Origin of the sequence: Streptomyces tendae, assembly GCF_008632955.1 — a bacterium.
Taxonomy (GTDB): Bacteria; Actinomycetota; Actinomycetes; order Streptomycetales; family Streptomycetaceae; genus Streptomyces.
Window position 1 is genome coordinate 5,853,637 of sequence record NZ_CP043959.1, and the last position, 10,267, is coordinate 5,863,903.

13 protein-coding genes are annotated in these 10,267 nt (G+C 71.5%); 6 read left to right on the forward strand and 7 right to left on the reverse strand.

Annotated features, from left to right (window positions below):
* Nucleotides 1-81: 81 nt before the first annotated feature.
* Nucleotides 82-309 carry a hypothetical protein gene (locus tag F3L20_RS26840; protein ID WP_150156513.1) on the reverse strand — a complete coding sequence of 76 codons (228 nt, stop codon included), beginning with the start codon at nt 307-309 and terminating at the stop codon, nt 82-84.
* A gap of 188 nt (nt 310-497) precedes the next feature.
* On the opposite strand from F3L20_RS26840, the gene F3L20_RS26845 reads away from it, so the two are divergent.
* Together F3L20_RS26845 and F3L20_RS26850 are read left to right on the forward strand one after the other, a co-directional pair.
* Nucleotides 498-1,277 (forward strand): hypothetical protein, encoded by a 780-nt coding sequence (locus F3L20_RS26845; RefSeq protein WP_150156514.1) that lies wholly within the window; start codon nt 498-500, stop codon nt 1,275-1,277.
* A 237-nt stretch (nt 1,278-1,514) separates the two neighbouring features.
* The gene (locus F3L20_RS26850) at nt 1,515-2,483 is read left to right on the forward strand and encodes an alpha/beta fold hydrolase (RefSeq protein ID WP_240810766.1); all 969 of its coding nucleotides are present in this window, start codon (nt 1,515-1,517) and stop codon (nt 2,481-2,483) included.
* A 69-nt stretch (nt 2,484-2,552) separates the two neighbouring features.
* On the opposite strand, the gene F3L20_RS26855 is transcribed toward F3L20_RS26850, so the two are convergent.
* The 4 genes from F3L20_RS26855 to F3L20_RS26870 all read right to left on the reverse strand — a co-directional run bounded on the left by F3L20_RS26855 (nt 2,553) and on the right by F3L20_RS26870 (nt 4,087).
* Nucleotides 2,553-2,831 carry a hypothetical protein gene (locus F3L20_RS26855; protein WP_150156516.1) on the reverse strand — a complete coding sequence of 93 codons (279 nt, stop codon included), beginning with the start codon at nt 2,829-2,831 and terminating at the stop codon, nt 2,553-2,555.
* 140 nt (nt 2,832-2,971) lie between these two features.
* Entirely contained in the window at nt 2,972-3,244 is a 273-nt protein-coding gene (locus F3L20_RS26860) for a hypothetical protein (RefSeq protein WP_145827706.1), read from the reverse strand.
* A 149-nt stretch (nt 3,245-3,393) separates the two neighbouring features.
* The gene (locus F3L20_RS26865) at nt 3,394-3,675 is read right to left on the reverse strand and encodes a hypothetical protein (protein ID WP_150156517.1); all 282 of its coding nucleotides are present in this window, start codon (nt 3,673-3,675) and stop codon (nt 3,394-3,396) included.
* A 139-nt stretch (nt 3,676-3,814) separates the two neighbouring features.
* The gene (locus tag F3L20_RS26870) at nt 3,815-4,087 is read right to left on the reverse strand and encodes a hypothetical protein (protein WP_145827704.1); all 273 of its coding nucleotides are present in this window, start codon (nt 4,085-4,087) and stop codon (nt 3,815-3,817) included.
* Between the two features lie 326 nt (nt 4,088-4,413).
* Between F3L20_RS26870 and F3L20_RS26875 the strand changes: the two genes are divergently transcribed.
* The gene (locus tag F3L20_RS26875; protein ID WP_031060105.1) at nt 4,414-4,653 is read left to right on the forward strand and encodes a chaplin; all 240 of its coding nucleotides are present in this window, start codon (nt 4,414-4,416) and stop codon (nt 4,651-4,653) included.
* A 168-nt stretch (nt 4,654-4,821) separates the two neighbouring features.
* On the opposite strand, the gene F3L20_RS26880 is transcribed toward F3L20_RS26875, so the two are convergent.
* Together F3L20_RS26880 and F3L20_RS26885 are read right to left on the reverse strand one after the other, a co-directional pair.
* Nucleotides 4,822-5,091, reverse strand: coding sequence for a hypothetical protein (locus tag F3L20_RS26880; protein WP_145827703.1), 270 nt, complete (start codon nt 5,089-5,091; stop codon nt 4,822-4,824).
* A 160-nt stretch (nt 5,092-5,251) separates the two neighbouring features.
* Nucleotides 5,252-6,145, reverse strand: coding sequence for a hypothetical protein (locus F3L20_RS26885; RefSeq protein WP_150156518.1), 894 nt, complete (start codon nt 6,143-6,145; stop codon nt 5,252-5,254).
* 322 nt (nt 6,146-6,467) lie between these two features.
* Between F3L20_RS26885 and F3L20_RS26890 the strand changes: the two genes are divergently transcribed.
* The 3 genes from F3L20_RS26890 to F3L20_RS26900 are packed head-to-tail and all read left to right on the forward strand — an operon-like array spanning nt 6,468 to nt 10,266.
* Nucleotides 6,468-7,553: a DUF3344 domain-containing protein gene (locus tag F3L20_RS26890; protein WP_150156519.1), complete on the forward strand. Its 1,086-nt coding sequence runs from the start codon at nt 6,468-6,470 to the stop codon at nt 7,551-7,553.
* Between the two features lie 44 nt (nt 7,554-7,597).
* On the forward strand, nt 7,598-8,842 hold the full coding sequence (locus F3L20_RS26895) for a glycosyltransferase (protein ID WP_150156520.1): 1,245 nt from the start codon (nt 7,598-7,600) through the stop codon (nt 8,840-8,842).
* A complete protein-coding gene (locus tag F3L20_RS26900; RefSeq protein ID WP_150156521.1) occupies nt 8,839-10,266 on the forward strand; it encodes an exopolysaccharide biosynthesis polyprenyl glycosylphosphotransferase in 1,428 nt (475 codons plus the stop codon). Before F3L20_RS26895 ends, F3L20_RS26900 begins: the two co-directional genes overlap by 4 nt.
* The last annotated feature ends 1 nt before the right edge of the window (nt 10,267 follow it).

The window sequence follows — 10,267 nt, forward strand, 5'->3', positions numbered from 1 at the left end:
CGTGCTTCTGGCAGCGATACCGACGGCAACGGCCCCGTCACCCGGTGACCGGCATGCCTTGAGGCGCGTCGGGCGGCAGGGTCATCGTCGACGCCACGGTCTGCGACGCGGCTCTTCGAGCCATGCCGGAATCCTTCGGGGGCGGGAGGCCTTCTGCCAACTGCCCCAGGCACACGACGAGAACATGGCAGTGGCAAACAGGTGACGGATGACGGTCGAGGCGTCCTGTCCCTGCACGGCGCTGAGCAGGCCGCCGACGGCGCAGACGGCGAAGAACAGGGTGAGGAAGGACCAGATCACGATCTTCATGCGGGGGAACGGTAACCACCCCCCGCGGACCCCGGGACGCAGGGGTCACTCGCGGCAGCGGCGCCGACCGCGGTGATCAAATCGTTGCCGTCCCGCCCGCAACCACCAACTCGCCTCCCCTGTCCCACAGTCAGCCGCTGAAGACAGCGGACGCGTGGACCGTGGGTGAAGGGGAGGGGCTTCAGGGGATGAGAAGGACAATAGGGAGCGCGTTGGTGGCCGGCGGGGCCGCGATCGCGTTCACGGCGGTGTCCGCGGTGCCGGCCGGGGCGGCGGAGGGCGGAGTCGCCTTCAGCCAGGTCACCGTGAACGGCGGGAAGCCGATCGTGATCGGCACCAAGGGGGAGGTCGTCGTGCACGCGACCTACCGGATGACGACCAAGCTCAGGTACGACCCCGGAGTGGTCGTGTACCCCTACCGCGGCGGGCTCGAGTCGGGCGACCGCCTGTGGCACGCGATCGACAGCAGCAACTGCAAGGTGGTGAACCGGGCGCAGGGCATCTGCGACTTCGAGGAGTGGCTGTACATCGACCCGCGCCACCTCGACTTCGGCAACGAGGACGCGGGCATGTGGAAGACCGCCGGCCGGGTCTGGCTCGCCGGTGACGCGTACGACATCGATGACGTGAAGGTCCCGGTGCAGGTCAAGCGGGCCACACTCGTCACCGTCAACGCCTCCCCCGAACCGGTCGGGAAGGGCAGGACCCTCACCGTGACCGGCAAGGTCACGCGGGCGAACTGGGACACGCACACGTACCAGGGGTACGCGGGCCGCACCGTGAGCCTGCAGTTCAAGGCGGCGGGCGCCAAGGCGTTCACCACGGTGCGGAAGGTGATGTCGAGCAGGACCGGAACGCTGCGGACCACCTTGAAGGCCACCCGTTCCGGCACCTGGCGCTGGGTGTACTACGGCAACTCCACCTCCGGCGCGAGGGCGTCGGCCGGTGACTACGTGGCCGTCCGGTAGGCGACGCCCCCGCGACCACAGCCGCGAGCGCTCCGGACGACCACGTTCGCCGGGGCGCTCAACGGCGTGTGCGCTCCTCCAGCAGGGCGCATTTCGCCGTACCGGCATGCGTGGGCACCCTTACCGAGCAGGGCGTTTTTCCGGGATCGCCCATAATTGAGTGATTACGTCCGAATGGTGCGTTTCCTGGTAATGATGGAACGGTTCGCCATCGTTCCGCCTTTCCCGGAGTCGCTCATGCGCACTGCCGTCATCGCCGCCCAGGCCCCACCCCGCGCGGAGGGATCCCGGCCCGTCCCCCGAGCGCCAGAGCCGGCGGAGGAGCGCGACCTCGTCTTCGGCGGGTTCCGGTACACCTGCCGGATCGTCCGTCAGAGCGCGCCCGTGACCGCGCCGCTGCTGCTCCTGGGCGGGTCCTCACAGAACCGGTACTCCTGGCAGGGTCACGAGAGGTGGCTCGCGCCCCTGTGCACGCTCGTCACCGTGGACCTCCCCGGCTACGGCAGCTCGGACTTCCTGCCGGCCGGGTACGGCATCGACTTCCTCGCCGACGCGGTCCGGCACATGCTCGTGGAGCTGGACATGCCGCAGGTGAACCTCTTCGGCGGCTGCTTCGGCGAGGTCGTCGGACTGCGCTTCGCCCAGCGCCACCCCGGGCAGGTCCGGCGCATCCTCTTCGGAGGCGCGGCGAACCGCCTTCCCGAGCTGTACGAGGAGGCCGTGCCGCGGCTGCGGCGGACGCTGGAGCGGGGGGCGATCGAGGAGGCCGCCGACGGGCTGGTGCGGCTGTTCATGTCGAACCCGGAGGCGGGGAAGGTCCGCCGGCACGCGGCCGTGGCGCGGCTGCTCCAGCAGCAGTTCGTGAACCAGACGCCGGACGACATCAGGAAGGCCGTCGAGCACAACACCCGCCTGGTGACACACGGGTGCTACGAGCCGCTTCCGGTGCCGCGTGTGCCGACGCTGGTGTTCACCGGGGAGTTCGACACCCTGTGCACCCCGGAGATGGGGCGGGAACTCGCCGCGACGATGCCGGGGGCGCTGTTCACCACCGTCAAGGAGGCGGACCACCTCGTCACGGTGGAGCGCCGGGAGGAGTCCGCGGACCTGATCGCCCGCTTCTGCACCGACCGCCCGATCGACGACCTGCCGTACTGCGGCCCGCTGGAGTCGCCGTCCGCCGCTTCCGCCGCCGCGCTGACCTGACGACACCACGAGGAAGGGCCGGGATCCGAAGTTCGGATCCCGGCCCTTCCTCGTGGCCGTGTAAAGGCTTCAGGACTTCTCGCCGGGAACGGTCAGGCTGGAGACACAGGACATCGAGCCGTTCGCCCCGGTGCAGTTCTGCGTCGTCCTGTTGACGATGCGGAGGTTGCCGTACTGGTCGTTGGTGACCCGGTACTCCTCCTGCGTGCAGCGCACGTTGCCCTTGCCGTCGTCGGCGCACATGGCGGTGTTCTCGACGCTCACGGCCTGCACGGCGCCGGCGCCGATCAGGGCGAAGCTTCCGAGAATTCCGGCGGCCACGGCCACAATCTTCTTCACGGTGATCATTTACCCTTAGTCCTCATGGTCGGCCCCGCGGAAAGCGGGGCCCTTCATCACGTCGGAGACGTTCACCGCCTCCGAACAGGACAGGTCTGGGGCGGACGCGTGGGTCCGGCACCCAGACCTGCCCGGTCACCAGGTGGTACTCAGTCCTCGGCGCCCAGCGCGAGCCCGTTGGTGCAGGACACCGACTCGGTCTGCTTGTCCTCGACGCTGTTGAAGCCGAGGATCGACAGCGCCAGGTTCACGTCGGAGATGTTGATGAGACCCTGGGTGGTGTTCGACTGCGAGCAGGCGTTGGTCTGCTTGTTGTTGAGTTCAGCGCTCGGCTCGTCGCCGGCGTGGCTGACGCCCGCGCCAAGGAAGCTGACGCTGCCGAGCATGGCCATCACGACGGCGGCCTTCTGGTACTTGCGCATTACCTCTCCATTTCTCGTGCTGACTCGGTTCACGAATGAACCGGTCGCTTACAGTCGCCAACATTAGGCAACTTTTTGTGCCAATCAGCGAGAGAAACGCCGTTTCTCGCAATTCCCTGAGAAAGGGCACGTGCGGCGCAATGACATATTTATCGGATCGGCTTAGTAACGGCCGACGTCTCGCAAGAAATCTCGCCGGCCCCCGCGGAACAGGCGGGCTTCGATCCCTTGACGGTGTGATGGACCGTGCCGTCGCGGTCGATGGTCAGCCGCTCCTCGCTCATCTGCACGCAGCTGACTCCGCCCCGCCCGTCGGACACGCAGCCGTTCGGGTCCTCGGCACCCGAGGCCGGACCGGCGACGGCGCCGAGCAGCGCCAGGCCTCCGAGCACACCCGCGAGCACGGACGCGGCATTCCTCGACTTGCTCATGTTCCTTCTCCCCACAGTCGCCCGGCCCCGGACCGACGCCCGGTGTGCCGAGAAGTGAAAACGGTCGTGAAGCGGGACAGGCCCGAGGCCCGGACGCGTACGTCCGGGCCTCGGGACCTGCTCGATCATCGAGAGATGATCACTTGCCACCCAGCGCGAGGCCGTTGGCGCAGCTGACGCCGACGTTGGTCTCGTCGTCGATGGCGTTGCCGGCCAGGAGGGCGGCGATCGGCACGTTGACGTCAGCGACGTTGATCAGCCCCTGGACCGTGTTCGACTGCGTGCAGGCGTTGCCCTGCTTGTTGTTCAGCTCGAACTCCGGGCCCTCGCCCGCGAAGCTGGCGCCGGCGCCAAGGAAGCTGACGCTGCCGAGCATGGCCATCACGACGGCGGCCTTCTGGTACTTGCGCATTACTTCTCCGTTTCTCACATGGACACAGTCCGCGACGGACCGGTCACTGACAGTCGCTAACGTAAGCGACCTCCGCGCCTTTTGACAGCCGAAACGCCCGAATGCGTACATTTATTGTGAAGATGCAGGTCAGAGCCGTGTCGTCGATGCATCAGACGGCGGTACAGGGGTGACACCGGAGCGGAGCGGATCGCCCTTCCCCTCGCAACACGGACCAAAGAGTGATCCCGGACAATCAACCGTTACCCGGACCGGTGTCGTCGCGTTGAGCGGGGAGTGCGGCCGTTCTTCATGTGCCGCGTTACCAGACCAGTAAGGAGAACGTGATGTCTCGCATCGCGAAGGCGGCCACCCTGGCTCTCGGCACGGGCGCCGTTGTGTTCAGCGGCGCCGGAATGGCCTCGGCTCACTCCGGCGCCGAGGGTGCGGCCGTCCACTCGCCCGGCGTCGTTTCGGGCAATGTCATTCAGGCTCCGATCCACATTCCCGTCAACGTGTGCGGGAACACCGTGAACATCGTCGGTGCCCTGAACCCCGCTTTCGGCAACTACTGCGTGAACAAGTAGCAGTAGCGGCACAGCGGTCTACGGACGTCCTTCGTAGCACCCCAGGAGCCCCGGAGGCCTCTTGCCCCGGGGCTCCTTCGCGCGCGCTCGCCGACGCCGGCGTACGGGACGTGAACAGCATCAGGCCCCCGGTGTTCACCGGGGGCCTGATGTCGCTGGGCGCAGAGGTCAGGCGTGCAGTCCCACGTCGCCGCGCACCGGCTTGGCCTCGTTGACCACGGCCGCCGCCTCCTTCGTGGTGCCGAGCAGCGAGCTCTGGTCGGTGTCGACGAGCGAGTCCGACTCGTGCAGCGGCATCAGCTCGAAGGGAACCGCGGTGCGCAGGCCCGTGTCGAGGCCGGTGGACGCCAGGTCGGTGGAGTCCGCGTACGCGGGCGCTGCGACCCCGGCGGCGATCAGGGACCCGGCAAGGACGGCGGCAGCCTTCAGGGACTTCATCGTGTTCCTTTCTTCGGCGACGCAAGTCGCCGGAGTGGTTCTGTCGCCGTGCTCAACGATCCCCGGCCGGAGCGGAAACCAGGAAATCGAAGATTGCCGAGTCCTCATACGAAATACGAATTCTATGAACTGACGGCGAGACTGACGCCGCGTCGCGTTCTCAGGAATTCGGCATCAGGAGCGACGTGAGCGCGGGCAGCACCCCGGGCGCCGCGGCGGACTGCGCGGGGTCGGCCGGCTCGGCGGGATCGGCCGGGTCCGCCGGGTCCGCGGGGTCGGCCGGGGCGGGCAGCGTCGTGACCGTCTGCGGGTCGGTCCCCGTGAGCGCGTCGAGGAGTTCGTCGACCCGGGCGAGGAGCTCGTCGGTGGACGCCAGGGCGGTGTCGGCCGCCGCGTCCGCCGCCGTCTCGGCCGCGGAGGCCGCCTCCGCCGTCTCCGTCGTGCTCGTGGACTCCGTGCTGTCCGTACCGTCCGTGCCGACCGTGATCTCCGTCGTGCCGGTCGACGTGTTCTCGGTCGTCGTGGTCGTCGTGCTGGGCGCGGTCTGCTCGGACTTGGGGAGCAGCAGGTCCAGGAGGCTGTCGAGGGCCTCCCGTACGGCGCCCAGTCCGCTGCTCGCGGTGCCGTCGTCCTCCTCGGCCGTGGGCAGCAGCACGCCCGTGACCGGTGCCACCAGGCCCGGCAGCAGCGGCGTGGTGGGGGCGGCGGCGGGCGTGGAGGAGTTGGTGGTCCCGGTCGTGGTGACGGTCACCGGGTCGTCGGCCGCCGCGCGGGTCACCGCTGTGCGCGCCGCGTCGGCCAGTTCGCGGGCCCGGGACGGGGGGAGCTGACCGTCGGGGGACGCGAGGACCGCCTTGATCAGATCGGCGACCGGGGCGAGGTCGCCCGGGGCCGCCTCGGGGTGCGAGACCCGCGCGAGGAGCACGGCGGACGACACCGCCGGGTCCTGTCCGGGGTGCGAGTCGGCCGCGAAGGCGGCCGGGCCGGTGGTGGTGGCCAGGAGGGCGGCGCACAGGGCGCCGAGTGCGATGCGCCGGGCCGGCAGAGCGCGCATGAAGATTCCTTTCGCGGGGCTTCGGATCTTGGACCCACCGTCGAAGCGCCCGCGACGCCCCGCAACCGGGCGTACGCCTTTCGGTTCGGGCCGCCGTCACCCTCCTGCGCGTTCCGGCAGCTGAGCCGGTGTGCGAAGCCGCAGGTCAGGCAAGCCAGGTTTCACGATTCCAACACACTTGCCACCCTTTGACGAATTTCACCGTGTTTGTCCGTTTGATGACTAGAGTTGCGGTGCTCCGACGCACCTTCATGGGCGGACGCATCGCACTCGTCCCCGCTGCCTGCCGCCGCCACCCTTTTCCGAAAGGCTCCGAACGGTCATGCGCCAAACCCTGGGTCAGCTGCTTCGCCATGCGACGGTGGGCGCCCTCGCCCTCGCCGCGCTGTGGGTGCCCTGCGGCTCCACCGCCGCCGCGCCCGCCGCGCCGGCTCCGGAGGCGGAGGGGCTCCCCTTCGGCGAGCGGTACCGGGCGCTCCAGCACGGAAACATCGTGCGCGCGGCCAACTCCTCCCACACCTGCCGCTCCTCGGCGTCCTCGTGCCGCACGGTGCAGGGCGGCGGACAGGGGGTGAACGGCGACTTCGACATGCACTACATCGACGTCGACGACGACCCCCACACGTACAACTCCTCCCGTGGGGAGGTCCGGCTGCCGGCCGGCTCCCGGGTGACGTACGCGCGGCTGTACTGGGGCGGCAACCTGCTCGTCGGTGAGCAGAAGCCCGCCGAGGACAACGAGCGGGTGCTGGTCGCCGAACCCGGCGGCAGCTACAAGGAACTGCTCGCGGACACGACGGTCGGCCACCGCGTGGCGTCCGGCGCCGACGCCTTCCAGGCCTCCGCGGACGTGACGCGACTGGTGCGGGACAGCGGGTCCGGCCTCTACACGGTCGCGCAGATCAACGTGGCGGGCGGCCGGTCGGCGGCCGGCGCCTGGGGCGGCTGGACGCTGGTGGTGGCGTACGAGAACCCGGCGGAGCCACTGCGGCACCTGTCCGTCTGGGACGGCTTCGCCCCGCTGGGCGGCGACTCCGGCGCCCACTTCCCGCTGCGCGGGCTGCCGTTCGCGGCCGGCGCCGGCGGCCGGGTGGGCATGGTGGCCTACAACGGCGACCGCGGCACCGCCGGCGACTCCCTGGTCCTGACCGCGGGCGACACGGTCACCTCGCTCGGCGACGGCGCCAACCCGGCCGACGACGTGCTGAACTCCACCATCTCCAGCCCCGCGAACGCGCCTTCCGCGCGGGTACCCGCGTACGCCAACACGCTCGGCTACGACTCCGACGTGTTCGACCTCGGCGGGCGACTGACGCCCGCCGGTGACCAGGCGGCCTTCCGCCTCACCTCGCAGCGGGACGCCGCGTGGGCGGGCGTCCTCTTCGCCGCCGTCGACGCCCGTCCGTGAACGCGCCGTCCTGCGTCCCCGACACCAGTGTGAGTGAGGAAGCCGTGCCCACGGACCTGACACCCCCCGGCCGACGGCCCCGGGTCCTGCACCTCACCCAGCCCGTGGACGGAGGCGTCGCACGGGTGGTGACCGACCTGGTGCGGGCGCAGCTGGCCGACGGCATGGACGTCGCCGCCGTCTGCCCCGACAGCCCGCTCACCACCCACCTCCACTCGCTCGGCGCGCACGTACGGCACTGGCGCGCGACCCGGTCGCCGGGCCCCTCGCTGGCCGGCGAGGTACGGCAACTGGCTCGGCTGATCGACGAGATGCGCCCCGACCTGGTGCACGCGCACAGCGCGAAGGCCGGGCTCGCCGGGCGTCTCGCCGTGCGCGGGCGCATCCCCACGGTGTTCCAGCCGCACGCCTGGTCGTTCGAGGCGGTGGGCGGGAGCACGGCCGCGCTCGCCCTGCGCTGGGAGCGGTGGGCGGCGCGCTGGGCCTCCCGGGTGATCTGCGTCAGCGAGGCGGAGCGGGCCACGGGGCTGCGGGCCGGGATCACCGGCCGGTGGGCCGTGGTGCCCAACGGAATCGACCCCGAGCGTTTCCGCCCGGCCGCCGCCGCCCCGGTGCGCGCCGGGCTCGCCCCGCTGGCCGGTCTGGACGCGGACGCCCCGCTCGCCGTGTGCGTCGGGCGGCTGTGCCGGCAGAAGGGACAGGACGTCCTGCTGCGGGCCTGGGAGGCCGTACGGCGGCAGGTGCCCGGGGCTCGGCTGGTGCTGGTCGGCGACGGGCCGGACCACGACCGGCTGCGCGCCGACGCCCCGGACTCGGTGCTGTTCACCGGAGCCGTCGCGGACGCGTCGCCCTGGTACCAGGCCGCCGACCTCGTCGTCCTGCCGTCCCGCTGGGAGGGCATGGCGCTGGCCCCGCTGGAGGCGATGGCCTGCGGCCGGCCCGTGGTGGTCACGGACGTCGACGGGGCCCGCGAGAGCCTGCCGCCGTCCCTCGCGGCCCGGTGCCTGGTGCCGCCGGAGGACCCCGGGGCACTCGCCCGGACCGTCGGCGCGCTGCTGCTCGATCCGCCGCTGCGCGCCTCCCTCGGCGACCGGGCCCGCCGCCATGTGCTGTCCCTCCACGACGTGCGGCAGACCGCGAGGGCGGTCGCCGACGTCTACCGCGATCTGCTCGGCACCCGGCCGGCCGTGACCCAGGCGCGCCCGCTCCTGACGGCCGGGGACGCCGGGGCCGACCGGACGACACAGCGCGTCGAGCACTCAGAGCACAGGGAGTCCATCCACTCGTGACCGCCGAACGTACCGTGCCCTCCCCCGGTGTCCCGCCGCGGGAGCACGGATCCTCGCCCGTGTCCGTCATGCCGCCGCGCGCCGGCGACACCGGTCCCCGGCTGCCCGCCACGCGGCCCCCGGACCGCCCCGACTCCCCGGTCCCCCTGCTGTTCGCGGACGGCGCGGCGGCCCTGCTCGCCGGATGGGCGGCCGCCGGGTTCTCGCCGTTGCTCCTCGCTCTGCTGGCCGGGTCCTCGCTCCTGCTGCTGCGTCAGCGCGGTGAGCGGCCCGCGCTCCCGGCGCTGCTCGACGAACTGCCCGCGGTGTGCGGGCGCGTGGCGGTGGCCTGGCTGGCGACGGCCGCCCTGTGGGCGGCGCTCCGGCCCGAGGAGGCGCTGTCCGCCGGCACCGTGCTCGCGGGGCTGGCCGTGCAGGCGGCGGCGGGCGGCGGGCTGCGCGCGCTGGTGCACCGGAGGCGGCGCGCGGCGCTGCTGCGGCACCCGCGGGCGGCACTCGTGATCGGTCCGGCGGCGACCGCGCAGCGCGTGGCCGCCGCCGTGCTGCGCCACCCCCGGTGCGGGGTGCGGCCGGTGGGCGTCGTCGCCGCGCAGGGGGACGGCGGTGACGGAGGCGTCCCGGTACTGCGCACGGACGAGGAGGTCGAACGGGCGGTCATCCAGAACGGGGTACGCGCGGTCGTCGCCGTCCATCCGTCGGTGCGCTCCGAACAGGGCGCGCTGCTGCGGTCGTTGGCCGCGTCCGGATGCACGGTGTGGGAGGTGGACGCGGAGCCCGCGCCGTACCCGGCGGGGGAGCGGCTGGCCGGGTTCTCCTGCCGGCGTCTCGACCTCGCGCCGGTCCGCGGCGGCGGCGCCGGCAAGCGGGTGCTCGACATCCTGGTGTCGGGGACGCTGCTGACGCTGGTCAGTCCGCTGCTGCTGGTGTGCGCGGTGACGCTGCGGCTCACCGACGGACCCGGGGTGGTGTTCCGTCAGGAGCGCATCGGCCGGGACGGGAAGCCGTTCACGCTGCTGAAGTTCCGCACCCACCGCCCGGTCGACGAGCACGAGTCGGCGACCCGGTGGAGCGTGGCCAACGAGCACGAGATGCGCCGGTTCTGCCGGATGCTGCGCCGCACCTCGCTGGACGAGCTGCTCCAGCTGTGGAACGTGCTGCGCGGCGACATGAGCCTGGTCGGCCCGCGGCCCGAACGCCCCTACTTCGTGGCCCAGTTCAGCGAGACGTACCCGGGTTACGCGACCCGCCACCGGATGCGCGCCGGGATCACCGGGCTCGCGCAGGTGCACGGGCTGCGCGGCGACACCTCGATCGAGGACCGCGCCCGCTTCGACAACGCCTACATCGACGACTGGTCGCTGTGGCAGGACGTCTGCATCCTGCTGCGCACGGCGGCCACGCTGGTCCGTCCGACGGGGAGCTGAC